The sequence below is a fragment of the Bacillus sp. FSL L8-0099 genome, assembly GCF_038006385.1.
Lineage (GTDB): Bacteria > Bacillota > Bacilli > Bacillales > Bacillaceae_G > Bacillus_A > Bacillus_A toyonensis.
The window spans coordinates 934,644-950,374 of the sequence record NZ_JBBOVC010000001.1; the positions used below are offsets into that span (position 1 = coordinate 934,644).

The 15,731-nt window shown below is 34.4% G+C and carries 11 protein-coding genes and 2 pseudogenes; 9 read left to right on the top strand and 4 right to left on the bottom strand.

Annotation, left to right across the window (positions count from 1 at the left end; all coding sequences use genetic code 11):
* Positions 1-370 precede the first annotated feature (370 nt).
* From MHH42_RS04820 to MHH42_RS04855, 8 genes and pseudogenes are all read left to right on the top strand, one after another.
* Entirely contained in the window at positions 371-2,197 is a 1,827-nt protein-coding gene (locus tag MHH42_RS04820) for an N-acetylmuramoyl-L-alanine amidase (RefSeq protein WP_070173003.1), read from the top strand.
* 419 nt (positions 2,198-2,616) lie between these two features.
* Positions 2,617-2,973: a DUF4259 domain-containing protein gene (locus MHH42_RS04825; protein WP_000501498.1), complete on the top strand. Its 357-nt coding sequence runs from the start codon at positions 2,617-2,619 to the stop codon at positions 2,971-2,973.
* Between the two features lie 256 nt (positions 2,974-3,229).
* A complete protein-coding gene (gene licT / locus MHH42_RS04830; protein WP_052943389.1) occupies positions 3,230-4,078 on the top strand; it encodes a BglG family transcription antiterminator LicT in 849 nt (282 codons plus the stop codon).
* 270 nt (positions 4,079-4,348) lie between these two features.
* Positions 4,349-6,241: a beta-glucoside-specific PTS transporter subunit IIABC gene (locus MHH42_RS04835; RefSeq protein WP_340892953.1), complete on the top strand. Its 1,893-nt coding sequence runs from the start codon at positions 4,349-4,351 to the stop codon at positions 6,239-6,241.
* Between the two features lie 95 nt (positions 6,242-6,336).
* Positions 6,337-7,776, top strand: a complete 1,440-nt coding sequence (locus MHH42_RS04840; RefSeq protein WP_098624107.1) for a 6-phospho-beta-glucosidase — start codon at positions 6,337-6,339, stop codon at positions 7,774-7,776.
* Positions 7,777-7,935: 159 nt separating this feature from the next.
* On the top strand, positions 7,936-8,394 hold the full coding sequence (locus MHH42_RS04845) for a MarR family winged helix-turn-helix transcriptional regulator (protein ID WP_000198623.1): 459 nt from the start codon (positions 7,936-7,938) through the stop codon (positions 8,392-8,394).
* Positions 8,387-8,971 (top strand): CDP-diacylglycerol--serine O-phosphatidyltransferase, encoded by a 585-nt coding sequence (gene pssA, locus MHH42_RS04850; protein WP_340892954.1) that lies wholly within the window; start codon positions 8,387-8,389, stop codon positions 8,969-8,971. Before MHH42_RS04845 ends, pssA begins: the two co-directional genes overlap by 8 nt.
* A gap of 22 nt (positions 8,972-8,993) precedes the next feature.
* A pseudogene (locus MHH42_RS04855) lies at positions 8,994-9,364 on the top strand (ATP synthase subunit I).
* Between the two features lie 521 nt (positions 9,365-9,885).
* Here MHH42_RS04855 and MHH42_RS04860 read toward each other — a convergent pair.
* Positions 9,886-9,993 carry a YjcZ family sporulation protein gene (locus MHH42_RS04860; protein ID WP_000505673.1) on the bottom strand — a complete coding sequence of 36 codons (108 nt, stop codon included), beginning with the start codon at positions 9,991-9,993 and terminating at the stop codon, positions 9,886-9,888.
* A 310-nt stretch (positions 9,994-10,303) separates the two neighbouring features.
* Here MHH42_RS04860 and MHH42_RS04865 point away from each other — a divergent pair, with 310 nt between their 5' ends.
* Entirely contained in the window at positions 10,304-12,211 is a 1,908-nt protein-coding gene (locus MHH42_RS04865) for a hypothetical protein (RefSeq protein WP_016107949.1), read from the top strand.
* Between the two features lie 97 nt (positions 12,212-12,308).
* On the opposite strand, the gene MHH42_RS04870 is transcribed toward MHH42_RS04865, so the two are convergent.
* The 3 genes and pseudogenes from MHH42_RS04870 to MHH42_RS04880 form a co-directional block, all read right to left on the bottom strand.
* Positions 12,309-12,659, bottom strand: coding sequence for a DUF3139 domain-containing protein (locus tag MHH42_RS04870; protein ID WP_340892955.1), 351 nt, complete (start codon positions 12,657-12,659; stop codon positions 12,309-12,311).
* A gap of 203 nt (positions 12,660-12,862) precedes the next feature.
* A complete protein-coding gene (locus MHH42_RS04875; protein WP_000393592.1) occupies positions 12,863-13,756 on the bottom strand; it encodes a helix-turn-helix domain-containing protein in 894 nt (297 codons plus the stop codon).
* A gap of 1,017 nt (positions 13,757-14,773) precedes the next feature.
* Positions 14,774-15,229: pseudogene (locus MHH42_RS04880) on the bottom strand (Branched-chain amino acid permease); the annotation flags it as partial.
* Positions 15,230-15,731: the final 502 nt, after the last annotated feature.

Consider the following 15,731-nt stretch of genomic DNA (forward strand, 5'->3'; position numbering starts at 1 on the left):
ATATAAATATATGACCTTTTACTTTTCTCCTATATCATATATGATATAGTCTGGGACGCCACTGCACTTATGTATATTTAGGAGAACTAGAATGAATAGGAATGATTACACTCAAAGGTTACTATTTAACGAACCTATTGTTTGAATATAAATCTAGTGTATTTAATATTCGGAAGATAGAATGTATAAAACAAGAGAGAAGTTAATTTTACTAATGCATTGTAGTAAGTTTCCGAAAAATCTGTTCTTTAATTTTGGTGGTATCAGATGCATGAAATGAATGTTCTATTTCATAAATCTGGAAGTGAAAAAATCATGTATAGGGGAGGAAGGTATTACTACTAATCTAGTAAAATATACCGTAATAACTATGACAAGAAATCTAGGAAAATACGTAATTACTTTAACAACAGGACTAACTTTATTATCAACTGTGCCATTAACAACTTTAGCAGAAGAGAGTGTTAATCAACCGAATCAATTGTCAATTGCAGACGGAGAAAAAGACGCACATGTTCATGGTGATATAGAGACCGTTAAAGAAGCTAAGACAGGAAAAGTCACGGAAGCGGAAGCTTTAAAAAATATTGAAAATGCGTTTAAAGATGTAGATGGTAAAGGAGATGGAAGCTCTCGCTCTATGCAACCCCAAATGCGTAGTTCTAACCGTATAGGGTATTCAGCAGCAGATCCATCAGCAACGAAGAAAAGTGGAACAATTAGTGGAATTCCGTTTGTAGAGTGGATTATACCAGCTGGTAACACAGATATTCGACCTGCAAACCCAATGAAAGCAAAGTATATTACGATTCATGAAACAGCAAATACGGCACCGGGTGCGAATGCTGAGAGTCATGCAAAGTATTTATACAATCAAGCAACAAGCGGTACTGTTAGAACGGCTTCTTGGCATTTTACTGTAGATGATAAAGAAATTTATCAGCATCTACCAACAAATGAAAATGGCTGGCATGCAGGTGATGGTGGTACAGGTACAGGAAACAGAGAATCAATCGGTATTGAGATAGCGGTTAATCAAGATGGCGACTATAATAAAGCGGTAGAAAACGCGAAAAAATTAGTAGCGCATTTAATGAAACAAGAAGGAATCAGCGCGAGTAATTTACGACGCCATGAACAATGGAGTGGAAAGAAGTGCCCTGATATTATTATCACAAGGGGGACTTGGAATTCATTTGTAGAAGGCGCTAATGGATATCTGAATGGGGGTACTGGAACGAATCCTCCGTTAGTAGACGAAAAAGAAGATGTAGATGGTAACGAAACAAACCCAGCTGAGCCAAATATTGAGTTAGAAATCACTGGTACAAGCGTGAATGTTCGTAGTGGTGCAGGAGTGAATTATGGAGTTGTCCGCATTGCTAAGAAGGGTGAAAAATACAAAGTGTTATCTATTAAAGATGGCTGGTATGAAATCAAGAAAGGTGAGTGGGTGAAATACGATCCAAGCTGGAGTAAGCTCACTAACAATGCTCAAGATAAAGACCCTAATACAACAAAAGAAGGTTGGGTATTTAAAAATAACAATTGGTATTATACAAACAGTGATGGCAAAATGGCTACTGGCTGGAAAAATGTTGGTGGTGCATGGTATTACTTAAATAGTAGTGGTGCAATGGTAACAGGTTGGCAATCAATCGGTGGTGCATGGTATTACTTAAATAGTAGTGGTGCAATGGTAACGGGTTGGCAATCAATAGGTGGTGCATGGTATTACTTACATAGTGAAGGTGCAATGGTAACGGGTTGGCAATCAATAGGTGGTAAATGGTATTACTTAAATAGTAGTGGTGCAATGGTAACGGGTTGGCAATCAATAGGTGGTAAATGGTACTACTTAAATGGTGAAGGTGCAATGTTAACGGGCTGGCAATCAATAGGTGGTAAATGGTATTACTTAAATGGTGAAGGTGCAATGTTAACGGGCTGGCAATCAATCGGTGGTAAATGGTACTACTTAAATGGTGAAGGTGCAATGTTAACAGGTTGGCAATCAATAGGTGGTAAATGGTACTACTTAAACGGTGAAGGTGCAATGTTAACAGGCTGGCAATCAATAGGTGGTAAATGGTACTACTTAAATGGTGAAGGTGCAATGTTAACGGGTTGGCAATCAATTGGTGGTAACAAATACTATTTTGACCAATCGGGTAGTTGGATTGAAGGGAAACTCTAAATAAGTATAGGTCGATAAGGGAACTTGAAAGATAGTCGAGCTCAAGTTTGATATATTTTGTGTATAAAAGAGATAACTTCTATGAAAAAATAATGAATAGAATGTAAATAAAAAAGACACTGTAAAGTGTCTTTTTTATTTAAGTTATGCGCATTGCTTAATAAGACGCTAGTTCCTCAGTCTGACTATGAGTAACTATGTAGGGTGATTTAATTATAACATTTTAACCAGTAATGGGTCTATATGGAATTTTATCGATAATTTTGTTTGATTATTCAGAATGATACATGTGGTAAAATATATATATTACCTATAGTAATTGTAAAATATAATGATGTATATAACTAGCCTTGTAATGAATTTCTATTATATTTAAGATTGAAATATAATAGAAAAGTACAAAGAAGGGGCTGTGGAATATGGGCGCTTGGGGAACTGGGTTATTTGATGATGATACAACTTGTGATGTGAAAGAACAGTTTATTGAGTACTTAGAAGAAGATAATAGTGTAGAAGAAGCAACTAAGCTCATTTTAGAAGAGTATTTAGATGAGTTTGATATAGATGAAGATTTAGAGGTTATGTCTTTAGTATATATTGGTCTTGCGGCAATACAATTGGAGAAAGGGTGTCTTCAGGATGAGGTTCGCAACAATGCGATTGCATTAATTGAGCGAGGGGCTGATCTTGAGCTTTGGGAAGAAGCTGATGCAGAAGATTATGAAGAGAGAAAGAAAGTTTTAAATACATTAAAACAACAGCTGATAAACTATTAGTATATCGAAAAAGGAAAAATACTTTTTGAAATGCTTAGTCTTTGTTTTCTCTTGTAAAAAAATGTTCAATAATTTATCATTGCAAACGCTTACTTGTTGTGTATAATAAAAGTAAGTTAATAAGTAAAAGGATTGTTACTGTTCGGCAGGCAAAACCTAAATTGATCTAGAGGCTACGGGTGTAGTGTAGCTTTTGGAATCAGTTTAGGTTTTTTTATTACCTTTTGTGACTTTAAGAAGAAGAAGGCGGAACAATATGAGAATCCATAAAATCTTAAATAACAATGTTGTTTGTACGATGAAGGATAATGAGACAGAAGTTGTACTTATGGGCAGAGGTTTGGGGTTTCAGAAAAAAGTAGGCGATGCGATTGATGAATCTAAGATAGAAAAGACCTTTGTACTAGAAACAAGAGAATTATCAGAGAAACTCGCTAGGTTACTAACTGAAATTCCTGTAGAAAATTTAGAGATTACAGAGAGAATTATTCAGTTTGCTAAGACAGTTTTGCCGGGGACTTTAAGTGATTATATTTATCTTACATTAACGGATCACTTAAGTTTCGCCTTAACTCGGCATAAAGAAGGAATGGATCTGAAAAATACTTTGCTTTGGGAGATTAAGAGATTTTATCAGAAAGAGTTTGAAATTGGTCTACAAGCTTTGAACATAATTGAAGAGGAGACTGGCTTTAGACTTTCTGAAGATGAAGCAGGGTCAATTGCCTTGCATTTCGTGAATGCGCAGCAAGGAGAGCCGGCAATGCAGCAAACGGTGGCGATGACGAAAATCGTCCAAGATATTTTAAATGTTGTAAAGTACCACTATAAGATGAACTTAGATGAAAATTCATTTAATTATAGTCGGTTCGTAACGCATTTACGATACTTTGCCCAGCGTTTAATGCAGAAGGAATTGCATTCGGCAGAGGATGAGTTTTTATACGAGCAAGTGAAAAGTAAGTATGAAGAGGCATATTGTTGTACAGAAAAAATTGAAGCATACTTACAAAAAGCACATAATAGTCATCTTTCAAAAGATGAAAAAGTGTACGTAACGTTGCACATTCATCGTGTAACGAAACGCAATGAATTATGTAATTGAATAAACGGGATTGTTACTGTTTGGCAGGCAAAACCTAAATTGACTTGTAATGGAGTGATTCGTATGTATCACGTCGTTACGGTTAGTTTAGGTTTTTTCTTTTACCCACCTCAAAATTCGGCTGAGGCAAAGAAGTTATGTGGGAGTCGGGCTGCCGTAAATGCCCGATTGGTGAAGGCTAGTAATCAGTGGGGGATGAATACCCCCACTGATTACAGTTTCACTTTATAAAAATGATAAATGGGATGATTGTAGGGAGGAGAAATAACTATGAAGTATGAAAAATTAGCAAAGGACATACTGAAACATGTTGGCGGGAGAGAAAATATAAATAGCGTTGTACATTGTATAACTCGCTTACGATTTCAGTTAAAAGATGAGGGGAAAGCAAATACAGAAGTACTGAAAAGTATGGAAGATGTTGTGACTGTTATGAAAAGTGGCGGACAATATCAAGTTGTAATTGGTAACCATGTATCCGACGTATATAAAGCGGTTATTGCTGCTGGAGGGTTTCAAGAAACAGAGGAAGAAAGTGCGAGTGAGAAGAAAAAGAGTAGTCTTATAGATATTCTTTCTAGCATTTTCACTCCCATTTTAGGAGTACTAGCTGCAACTGGGATGATTAAAGGATTTAATGCACTATTTGTAGCGTTAGGCTGGTTAAGTACGCAGTCAGGAACGTATCAAATATTAAATGCAGTTGGCGATTCATTATTTTATTTCTTCCCAATCTTCTTAGGATATACAGCAAGTAAGAAATTTGGAGGATCACCATTCATTGGTATGGCAATTGGGGGAGCGTTAGTGTATCCGGCTCTATCCGGTTTAAAAGCAAGTGAGCCATTATATACGCTATTTGCAGGAACGATGTTTGAATCACCAATTCATATTACGTTTTTAGGAATTCCAGTTATTTTAATGAACTATGCATCATCTGTTATTCCAATTATTCTTGCTACTTATTTTGGAGCGAAAGTAGAAAAGTCTTTAAAGAAAGTCATTCCAGATGTTGTGAAAACATTTGTACTACCATTCTTAACGTTACTAATCGTTGTACCAGTTACATTTCTTGTTATTGGTCCGATTGCGACGTGGGCAGGTCAATTTTTAGGACAGGCTACACTTTGGGTTTATCATTTAAGTCCATTAGTAGCAGGGATAGTACTTGGTACTTTCTGGCAAGTGCTCGTTATTTTCGGACTTCATTGGGGAATTGTCCCGATTGGCTATAACAATTTAGCAGTGCACGGTATTGATCCTATATTAGCGCTTATATTCGCTACTTCATTTGCTCAAATTGGGGCTGTTCTTGGAGTTTGGATGAAAACGAAAGATCGGAAATTAAAAACACTTAGTATTCCAGCTTTTATTTCGGGTATTTTCGGTGTTACAGAGCCGGCGATTTATGGTGTTACACTTCCTCTTAAAAAGCCGTTTATTATGAGTTGTATTGCGGGAGGAATTGGCGGCGGAATACTTGGCGTATTCGGTACGCAAGCTTATATGACAGGTGGACTTGGTATATTTGCGCTTCCAACATTCATTAGTCCGAAAGAAGGGATTACAGCTGGATTTTGGGGCGCGATTATTGCGATGGTTGTCTCTTTAATATTAGGTTTTGTTCTTACTTATTTATTTGGTTTTACTAAAAAGAAAGATTCTACAGAATCAGCTGAAACAATTGATAAAATTGCTGCATCAAACGATGATGAAGTAATTCTGAGTCCTTTTCATGGCGCCGTTATGCCACTTCAAAATATTGACGATGCTGCATTTGCATCAGGTGCGTTAGGTGAAGGGGTTGCGATTGAGCCTTCAGAAGGAAAGTTGTTTTCACCAGTTTCAGGTACGATTTCTGCACTTTTCCCGACGAATCATGCAGTAGGAATTACGGCGGATTCAGGTGCTGAAATTTTAATCCATATTGGAATGGATACTGTGAAATTAAATGGCGAATTTTTCTCCTCTCATATTGAACAAGGAGCGAGAGTAGAAAAAGGGCAATTACTTATTGAGTTTAATATAGCTGAAATTCAAAAGGCGGGTTATGTTGTGACAACACCAGTTGTTGTTACAAATTATAATAAATATAGTATTAAAAAAACTGAAGTAGAAAAGATTCAAGCTGGAGATTCCTTACTAGAGTTAGGAGTTAAATAGTAGTTACATTTCATACAGGTTTACACGAAGAAAGGTATTCTTTAAAACTTACAATGCCTTTCCTCGTTAATTCTTATATAAAGGAGTTTTTCTATATGTCTAAAGTTATTTTTCCTAAAGGATTTTTATGGGGTGGAGCAATCGCAGCCAATCAAGTTGAAGGAGCATATTTAGAAGATGGAAAAGGATTGACGGTAGTTGATCTATTGCCAACGGGTGAAAAACGTTGGGATATTATGAAGGGGAATATTCATTCCTTTACACCAGCAGAAGGGGAGTTTTATCCATCACACGAAGCGATTGATTTTTATCATCGTTATAAAGAAGATATCGCGCTGTTTGCAGAAATGGGATTTAAAGCGCTACGTGTATCTATTGCTTGGACACGTATTTTCCCAAATGGTGAAGATGAAAAGCCGAATGAAGCAGGATTACAGTTTTATGATAATTTATTTGATGAACTGTTAAAGCAGGGCATTGAACCAGTCGTTACGATGGCTCATTTTGATGTTCCTATTCATTTAGTAGAAAAGTATGGAAGCTGGAGAAGTAGAAAACTTGTCACTTTCTTTGAGACGTATGCAAAAACGATTTTTAATAGATATAAAGATAAAGTGAAATATTGGATGACATTTAACGAAATTAATATGCTTTTACATTTACCTTTCATGGGTGCAGGGCTAGCATTTAAAGAAGGTGAGAACAAAACACAAATTCAGTATCAAGCAGCGCATCACCAACTTGTCGCAAGTGCGTTAGCTGTAAAAGCGTGTCATGAAATGATTCCAGACGCAAAAATCGGTTGTATGCTTGCTGCTGGTGCAACGTATCCATACACATGTAATCCAGACGATGTTTTTCGTGCGATGGAACAAGACCGTGAATCATTCTTCTTCATTGATGTACAAGCAAGAGGACAATATCCTGGATACGCAAAACGCTTCTTTAAAGATAACAATGTAACAATTGAAATGGAAAAAGAAGACGAGGAAATTTTAAAAGAGCATACAGTTGATTATATTGGATTTAGCTACTATTCAAGCCGAGCAACAAGCACAGATCCAGAAGTGTTAAAAAGCATAACGAGCGGGAATGTATTCGGTTCTGTTGAAAATCCATATTTGGAAAAATCAGAGTGGGGATGGACGATTGATCCGAAAGGCTTCCGTATTACAGCGAACCAACTTTACGATCGTTACCAAAAACCTTTATTTGTTGTTGAAAATGGTCTCGGTGCAATCGATCAATTAAATGGTGAAGACGAAGTGAATGATGAATACCGTATTGATTACTTGCAAAAGCATATGATCGAAATGTCAGAAGCAATTCAAGATGGAGTAGATATTATCGGGTATACAAGCTGGGGCCCAATTGACCTTGTAAGTGCTTCTACTGGAGAAATGAAAAAACGTTATGGATATATATACGTTGATAAAGATAATGAAGGAAAAGGTTCATTAAAAAGATCGAAGAAAAACAGTTTCAATTGGTATAAAGAAGTAATTGAGACGAATGGTGAGAATTTGGAGTCTTAAGTATGAAAAGGAGACATCTTAATGGATGTCTTCTTTTTTCATTGTAAATAAAGGATAGAGCTATATTTCCCTTTACACGAACATAACGGTATTATATAGTTAAGTTAAGTGAACTTAACTATATAACAAAACGAAATAACAGCATGGAGGAATAATGCTATGACTAGATCGTATAAAGAAGTAATTAATGAAATGAACCGGGCTTATAATGAATTTTACATTTTACTATTTCAGGAGCTAAAAGATGAGTACGGTCTTACAGGACAGCAAGAGAGCATGCTATTTCATATTAATTTAAATGAAAATACGACAGCGAATCACATTGCGACTACTTTTAATATATCGAAAAGTGCTGTGAGCCAAGTTTTATCGAAATTGGAAAAACAGAAGATGATTTCGAAACAAGTAAACCCTAATAATAAGCGGGAGTATTTCCTTACACTTGGTCCAAACGGTAGTAAGTATATAGAGCGGTTGTCTGATTTAGATGATGTATTAATTGAGAAGTACTTTTCTAAAATCGATATACATGCTTTAGAGCAAATGACCGATACGTTAACGAAAATAAATAAAGTTATATTAGAAGAAAAACAGAAGGATCTTGATTCTAATGAGTAAGAACGTAGATGAAGCAATTAGTAGAAAGGAGGAGAAGCATGTTATGAGTTACATACCAAATATGATTACGATAGCAAATTTTGTATGTGGGCTTTTGGCTATTTACGCTGTTTTCGTTCACGATGTTTATTTAGGAGCAGTTTTTATTATTACAGGTATGTTATTTGATTTTTTTGATGGTATGGTCGCTCGGAAACTTGATGCTGTTTCGGAAATTGGCGGAGAGTTGGACTCGTTTGCGGATTTAGTTACCTTTGGTGTGGCACCGTCTATTCTTGCATATAGTGTCGCATTGAAAGAATTACAGTCTATCGGGATGATATGTGCGCTTGCTTACAGTATGTGTGGCATGCTTCGGCTTGCGAGATTTAACACGCAGCAAAGCAAACTCCCGACATTTATCGGAATGCCAATACCATTCGCGGCAATGTGTCTCCTCATTTTATGCTTTTTGAATAATCCAGTTTCCGTGGCGTTTGGCACATGCGTACTCGCTTATTTAATGGTGAGCAAAATCAAATTTCCTCATTTTAAAAAAGATATATCGGAAAGCTTGAACTCCGAAAGATGGGACTAATGAGAAAGGTAAGGAGCATTGCATGATTCGTATGGCATTAAGATCATTCAATATACAAATGTATTGTTTGCTAGGGGTGATGGTATTAGGATGGCTTATGACACCTTTTTCAGCCCAGTTTGTAGGGGGGGCATTGGTCTTTTAGTGAGTATGTATTGCGCCTGGATTTTAGGAAGGCGTATTGAAAAGTTCGGAGACAGCATTGTGAAAAAAGAAAAAGCGCCGATGCTTGGAATGATAAATCGGTTTGCAGCCGCAATACTCGGCGCGATTATTATGTATGAAATTGAACATCATGATTTCATGTGGATATTTGCTGCTGGAATTATGGGTGGGTATTTCTTAATTATTATTAATTTAGGATATTACAGCATGAAAGATGTGAAGGAATAAAGAGTTGTGTGAATCACTAATTTGGATGACTTACATGTATAAACGTAAAAGCTTTCCTTTATGGAGAGCTTTTTTATTATAAAGAAAAGACACCCTGAGGTGCCTTTCTCCGACTTGAACCATTTTCATTTCATACGAATCTATCCGTATTACCCCTTTGTTATAAATGTAAACACACCCTATAAAACAGAATTGTTTATATACATCAGATTGTTAGTTCATAAAATAAAAGAGATTTGAGATCAGTATCGGAGTAACGCCACATCCCCTATAATGATTGATATGTTACGCCTGTCAAAAGAATCTGCTTTATAGAACATGTCCACAATTTATATTTTACTATATTTAATATTCATTAAGTGTATTTTTTCGCTAATATGTATAATTACATAAAGTTTACGGGGAAAAGAGAGTATACTTTAATATTGTGTAATAAAGATAAAGGCCACCTACGGAAATAGGGGGCCTTTTAACGTAAAAAGAAAAGACACCCATATATGAGTGTCTTTTCCGATAGTTTTTTAGCAGAAGCAAGAAGCTCCAACGATGATTAATAAAATAAATAATACAACTAATAAAGCAAAGCCTCCAGAAAATCCACAGCCGCCACAACTACCACCAAATCCCATAATAGTTCCTCCTTTTAATAAGAGGGGAAAACAAAAGGTCACTCATGTATTTTAACGGATTCAAATTACTTTATGTTTTTTACGCAATAATTGAGCAGGTCCTTTTGAAAATAAAAAAAGACACCCTAAGGTGCCTTTCTCCGACTTGGATTATCTGAACTTTAAATAATAACACTTTTCGAATTATAATAACATTTTCCGTTTTATATAAATATATAGAAATATATATAGAAATTTATATAAATATATGACATTATATAACATGAATTACTATTTTATTTAATATATTTCCAAGGGAGGAAGATTTGTCTTGAAGAAGTTGTTTTCATTTTTATTATTTGTATTTGTAATTTTTTCAGCGAACAACATTTCATTTGCTGATGAAGTTATACCATTTAACAAATCGTTCTTTGCATATAACGAGCCATCGTTTACATCTGCAAAGGGAAATGGTGGAGCTCAATATGGACCTCAAAAAGCTCTAACTGTAAAAGAGAAGCGTTCAAATGGTTGGTGGAAGATAGGAACTTGGGAAGGCGATAAGTGGATTAATACCGATGGGGAAAAAAAGAAAATAGAGAAACCCTATATTACTTTTGCTGAACCTAAATTCACATCACCAAAAGGGAACAATGGTAATGTTATAGCACCTCAAGTAGTTACGGTAATAGATGGACAAGAAGATGGATGGTTAAAGATTCAAACCAATGAAGGAGATAAATGGATTTTCCTTAATTCTGAAGCGGTAAAAGTAGATAAAAATTTCTATGCGTATAATGAACCTTCATTTACATCTGAAAAAGCAAGTGGTGGAAACCAATATGGGCCACAAAAATCACTTGTTGTAAAAGAAAAACGTACAAATGGTTGGTGGAAAGTAGCAACTTATGAGGGTGATAAGTGGGTTAACCTAGATGGGGAGTTAAAAGCATTTGATAAACCATTTTTAGTGTTTTATGAGCCTGCATTTTCATCTCAAAAAGGAAATATGGAAGTACCTTATAGCCCTACTACTATTAGAGTAATTGAGGGAAATACTAAAGGATGGTTGAAAGTTCAAACTTGGGAAGGCGACAAATGGATGTATCCAGGTGTTGCAGAGACAGTAGCAGTTAATAATAACTTTTCTTCTTATAGCGAACCGTCTTTTACATCAGCTAAGGGGAGTGCATATGGGCCACAAAAATTCCTTGCTGTAGTGGAAAAACGTGCCGATGGTTGGTGGAAGATAGTTACTGCAAGTGAAGGCCTTAAATGGGCTGCGCCTAACGGAGCTAGAATTAATGTAGATGTAAATTTCTCTACTTTTGATAAACCGTTTATAGAAGCTGATAGAGTTGGATATTATGGTCCTCAACCGATTTTTGCATATGATATGCAGAAAACAGAGCAAGGAACTTTTTATCTAGTAGGCACTAATTTAGGGAAAAAATGGATGAGCCTTGACGCTGAAAAAGAGTTCAATGAAAAAAGGGAACCAATGCGACAATCGCTAGGTTATAATGAAAATGATTTAGATTTTGACAGTATTAAAGTACAACAAGCAGCAAAAGCTAGAGCGTTTGTAGAATCTGCGAGTGATTCCACAATGCTTAAACCTGAACAAAAGCAACTTCGAATTCCATCAAAAGAGGAGATTGAGGAGTTTAGAAAGAGTTTAGAATCTAGTAATGATGGAAAAGCAAGAAGTTTTGCGGCACGTGCAATGCCGGATGATTGGGTACGTAAAGGAGATGTAATATATACGCCTAATTCTAGATATGGTCCAATAGCAGGACATACAGCGATTATTGCTAAAGATCCTATGGACGGTAAAGATTATCAAATAGTTCATGCTCCTGGTACAGATGAGTATCCTGCTGTTCAAATGCAAGAACTATCTAAGTGGGAATTCATTCATAAGGGCAACCCGTATTATAAGAGATTTTTCTATTTCAGACACCCGAATAGATCAGTTGGTGCGGCAGCTGGTAATTATGCTTATAATCATTTTTATCAGAATCGTTATAACTACAAATATGACATTTTTACAACGTCTGCTAAAGTAGACAGTGCGAAAACATACTGTAGTAAGCTTGTTTATTTATCTTATCGTGATGGAGCTGGGGTAGATTTATTCCCAACACAGAGATTCTACATTGTACACCCAGCAGATTTCTTATTTACTCAACATAAATTAGGGCTATACTTTATTGGTGAAGGTGGAACTTGGGGATAATTAATAATATTAGTTAGATTAAAAAAAGCACTCTTATGAGTGCTTTTTTTAAAGAAAAGATACCTTAATATGCTTTTATGATGTAATTAAATATATATTATTTTAATTCTGTATGTTTTCCTTGCTCGCCATTATCACCTTGCCCAAATTCAACCTTACCTGTATGAGGGTTATCCCAGCCTATGTATTTGTACCATATGTTTGGTTCATCTTTAAATTTAACATGTGCTCCATATTGACCTATTTTACTATTAAAAGAAGATTTAATTTCTAGAACATCTGACTTCGTATAGCCTTTGTCCTCTAAGTGCCACATAATACCTATAATAGCTTCTTCTCTTAATTTCGGATCACCTGTAATAAAATGACGATCTATTATCCCTTTCCCGATTATAAATAAACTAATTATAAGTAATAAAGATGTAATTATAAGAGCACCTTTTTGCATGTATAAATATCCTCCTTATTTTAATTTATCCTTTATATAAGATTAAAGGAATTGCATGTTAAAATACAGATTTACGAATAAAGAAAAAAGACAACCAAAGGTACCTCCCTCCAACTTGAACTACTTTCATTTTAATAATATCGTTCTAAGTTTAAAAACTATAGAGATTTTTCCTGTGGGCTTTGTAAGTAGTTTTTACGAAATTATGAGTGTTTTTTATTTTGTATTTCAATCAATTCATCTTTAATCATTTGTATATAATGTTCTTTTTCTGTTAGTTCAAATATAAATAATGCTTTTTTCATGTTATTCACAACATCTTCTTCATCATGTTGTTTAATCTTTAATAAATACTGACCTTTTAAATAGAATAGTTCACCTAATAGGTATAAAGTGTTTAGATTAATAGCTAATTTGATGCCCTTATCAAGGTGTTTTATTGCTTCTTCATGTTGATAGGTGAAGTCTAAACATTTTGCTAAATTTAAAATAATTTTTAATTTAATTTCTTTATCTCTAGGAAAATCTAACTTATTAAAATTAGTTAAGCATTTTTTTAACATATTAATACTTTTTTCGTATTCTTTGTTTTCCGCATACAATATAGCAGTTGATTGCATAATATCTATTTCTCTTTCTGATAAACAATCAACATTGGTTAAAGTTAGTTTTAATGCATTATTAAGAAGAGTTAAAGCCGCTTTTGTTGAGTTATTCACACGATATATAGCAATTGCTTCATACCATATTAGAAATTGTTTATCTTCTGTTGATTGGAAATTGTTTTCGTTTTTCTCTTTTTTTACTATTTCATAAAGTTCTTTATATTGTTTTTGCTTTACACAATCTCTCATTACATATTTTACATTTTTTACGTATTTTAATTTTTTGTTTTGAGTTAGTGCAAATATATTATTTGGATCAACACCAAGTCTTTCTGATAATTGATATAACAATATGCTAGATGGATAAATCATACCTTTTTCTATCTTGCTAATTTGACTTTGTGAACATATGCCATGACATAATTCGGATTGTGATATATTTTTTTTAATTCGAAGTTCTTTAATGGTAATACCCAAATCACAAAATTCCATTTTTCCCCCTACTATTTAGCGCTTTATTAGTATAATAATATTCTCCATCCTTAATGTAATGTAAAATTAATATAGTTGCAATTATTGTTTTTTAAGGCCTTTTTATAAAATTTCATTATAAAAGGCTCCTTCTTCCGAATCGAACCATCATGCATAAGTGTAAAATTACATAAAGCCCACCTACGGAAATAGATGGGCCTTACTATTAGGTGTTACTCCTTCATTGTACAAAAGGGAATTTGCTAGCATATCCTTAAAGTTCTTACATTGAGAAATAAAGAAAAGACACCCTAAGGTGCCTTTCTTCGACTTGAACCATCTTAATTTTAATAATATTGGGATTCTCATCCCAATATTATTTTACCATGTTAAGTTATTTTATTCATTGAGAAATATGTTTCAAATCTATATTTTATTGGAATTTTTTTGTATAAGAGGCTATATTTAAATTGTATGTAAGTTTTTAATAATAATATCTTATGAAATTCCGTTTCTCACCTTTAAATGTAACAATTTATGAGTATAAGAATATTTTTCAACTTTTAATATAATGTAAAATGAGTACGGAACTTATTTTTATGAAAAAACGTTAACCGAAAGAGAGTTTGAATTGGCTATTTGAAGAAATTAATAATATCATGTGTGTTGGCTACATTCTGTCTAAATATGGTAGGATGTTCTAATAGTATGGGTACACTAAGGGATAAGTCTAAAAATTCAACAACTGTGAAGTGTGAACGTATCAACAAAGCGTGGTACAAACATATGTAATAGTTTAAAGAAATTTGAAACGGTTGATGCTAAAGGGCATAAGGAAAAATTAATTAGGCCGATAGTAGATGCTGGTAATTGGAATAATGATAGTACTTAGAAATCCAATGAAAGCTTTTCTATTCATATTGTTTATTCCTCTCTTTTGTTGATCTACATAGTAAAAGCACTCATCCGAGTGCTATCACTTACTTCACTACTTTGTTCATAATCCCCTTATAAAGGCAATGTGAACTTTAAAAATGTTTATTGTTGATTTTTTGTTTTCATCTGTTCTTCATAAACAAACTTAGCTTTCATAAAATCGTTAGGAAAATCTTTTAATGCGTTTTTCATCATGTTCAATTCTTCTTGTGATTTTATTTCAATGCCATATAAGAAATCGTACGCTTTCGTTTGCTCACTAGTAACAAAGTTTTGAGTCATGTAATCATCTTTGAAGTCTTGCTTCGCTTTTTCCTTCACTCTATTTATTGCTTCGGTTTTGTTGATATCCTTCACTGGATTTGCAAATGAACCTGTAGATTGTTGTTGTTTAGCTTCTTCTTTCTTTTCCGGTTGAACAGCAGGTTGTTGCGTTTCTCGTTTTGATTCTTCTTTTTTAGGTTGTTCTTTCTTTGCTAATTCTTCTTTTAATCTTTGCACTTCAGCATCTAGCGTTTTATTTTGCGTTTCCAATAGTGATATATCCCCTTTTAATTTATCCCGCTATTTGTCGGGCTGCCCGTAAACGCCCGATTGGTGAAGGCTAATAATCAGTGGGGATGAACAAAACCCCCACTGATTAAAGTTTCACTTTATCAATCTCTTTAGATTTATCATCCGTTTCTTTATAAACGGTATTTAATTTTGGGAGTGAAGTAGTCTGTTGATCTTTCACATGAAAATTTAGAGCTACTACCCTTCCTATTATGATTAGTAAAATGAAAGATACAGCTGATACTCCAAATACAGCCAACGGTCGTAGAAATGGTCTTTTAACATATTAAAAAACCCCTCAAGTATGGAACGATATACTTGAGGGGGATGGGTGATTACAATCATGCTATTAATAAGAACCCCATAAATGATAAACCATTCCACTAACAAAAAACACTAATCCTAAAACCAAAACAATTATAGCAAGTATTCCATTTTGATTATGCTCCATAAAGTAGTAGCTCCTTTGAGATTTATTTTTATCCCGCATTAACTGCCTGTAAAA

Excerpts from the sequence above, each read along its gene's own strand:
- MHH42_RS04875 (WP_000393592.1), bottom strand. The coding sequence starts at position 13,756 with ATGGAATTTTGTGATTTGGGTATTACCATTAAAGAACTTCGAATTAAA.
- MHH42_RS04825 (WP_000501498.1), top strand. The coding sequence starts at position 2,617 with ATGGGCGCTTGGGGAACTGGGTTATTTGATGATGATACAACTTGTGAT.
- MHH42_RS04860 (WP_000505673.1), bottom strand. The coding sequence starts at position 9,993 with ATGGGATTTGGTGGTAGTTGTGGCGGCTGTGGATTTTCTGGAGGCTTT.
- pssA (WP_340892954.1), top strand. The coding sequence starts at position 8,387 with ATGAGTAAGAACGTAGATGAAGCAATTAGTAGAAAGGAGGAGAAGCAT.
- MHH42_RS04840 (WP_098624107.1), top strand. The coding sequence starts at position 6,337 with ATGTCTAAAGTTATTTTTCCTAAAGGATTTTTATGGGGTGGAGCAATC.
- MHH42_RS04835 (WP_340892953.1), top strand. The coding sequence starts at position 4,349 with ATGAAGTATGAAAAATTAGCAAAGGACATACTGAAACATGTTGGCGGG.
- MHH42_RS04870 (WP_340892955.1), bottom strand. The coding sequence starts at position 12,659 with ATGCAAAAAGGTGCTCTTATAATTACATCTTTATTACTTATAATTAGT.
- MHH42_RS04845 (WP_000198623.1), top strand. The coding sequence starts at position 7,936 with ATGACTAGATCGTATAAAGAAGTAATTAATGAAATGAACCGGGCTTAT.
- licT (WP_052943389.1), top strand. The coding sequence starts at position 3,230 with ATGAGAATCCATAAAATCTTAAATAACAATGTTGTTTGTACGATGAAG.
- MHH42_RS04820 (WP_070173003.1), top strand. The coding sequence starts at position 371 with ATGACAAGAAATCTAGGAAAATACGTAATTACTTTAACAACAGGACTA.